This is a genomic window from Flavobacterium coralii (genome assembly GCF_019891545.1).
In the GTDB taxonomy this organism is placed as follows: domain Bacteria; phylum Bacteroidota; class Bacteroidia; order Flavobacteriales; family Flavobacteriaceae; genus Flavobacterium; species Flavobacterium coralii.
Map to the genome: position 1 here is coordinate 1 of NZ_JAHDIU010000029.1, position 962 is coordinate 962.

1 protein-coding gene and 1 pseudogene are annotated in these 962 nt (G+C 49.4%); both read right to left on the reverse strand.

Translation table 11 applies throughout. The annotated features are described in order from the left end of the window. A pseudogene (locus tag KJK34_RS14980) lies at nt 1-636 on the reverse strand (OmpA family protein); the annotation flags it as partial. Between the two features lie 23 nt (nt 637-659). After that, the coding region (locus tag KJK34_RS14985) for a type IX secretion system membrane protein PorP/SprF (protein ID WP_223054700.1) at nt 660-962 on the reverse strand (303 nt) is incomplete at its 5' end.

Below are 962 nucleotides of genomic sequence, written 5' to 3' on the forward strand. Positions count from 1 at the left end.
CACCCCTTCCACCGGTACCGGCTCGCTGAAGGTGCCGTTGGCATTCCAGGTGCTCATGTACAGGTCAAGGAAAGGCTGCTCGTTCCAGCCGTAGGTCTTGCGGGCCTCATTGCGCGCACTGGTAAAGTAAAGGGTATTGTCATCGGTTAGCACCGGCCCGAAAGAAGCGAACTTCTCATCGTTGATGTCAAGCTTCTTCTCATCAAAAAGCTTGCTCTGGTTGCGCAGCTTGGGCAGGTAGTTAGGGTCTTTCATAAAAAGCTTAGCCCTCTGGTCATTAGGTGCCATAGAGGCAAACTGGCGCATCTGCTTGTTGGCATCTTCATACCTTCCGGCAGCCTTGAGCATCTGGGCATAGCGGTAGTAGGTCTCCGCATCGGCATTGCCGGCGGCTATGGCCTTGTCATACCACTTTACAGCCTCTTTGTAGTTAAACACATTGTAGTAGCTGTCGGCAAGCTGCTTGTACACATAGGCATCGCCTTTGCCGTCTTCCACCAGCTCTTTGTAAGCCTCGGCAGCTTCCACATATTCAAAGCGGCCAAAATGCTTATCGGCGTCTTTGGTATATTTGTTCTGCGCCGTTACTGCCATCCCGGCGAGCATAAAACTAAGGGTAATATATAAATTCTTCATTTTTTCTTATGTCGCTTTTAGGGTTAGAAATAACGTGGAGAACGCGATACTTTTTTCGGGAAGTTCAGATCGAAAAGCAGTATCACCTCRTGAGATGACGGAGTGGTTACATCCAGGTCGGATATAATATGGTCATACGCATAGCCTATCCTCAGGTTGGGGGTAATGGCATAGTTYACCATACCGCCAAAGCTGTCATCCAGCCTGTAGGTGGCGCCGATCTCAAAACGCTCAAAGAACAAAAAGTTCAGGGAGCCGTCTACAGACGGCGATACATCAAAAGAGGACTTTACCATGAACGAGGGCTTCATCTTGGTGTTCTCTGA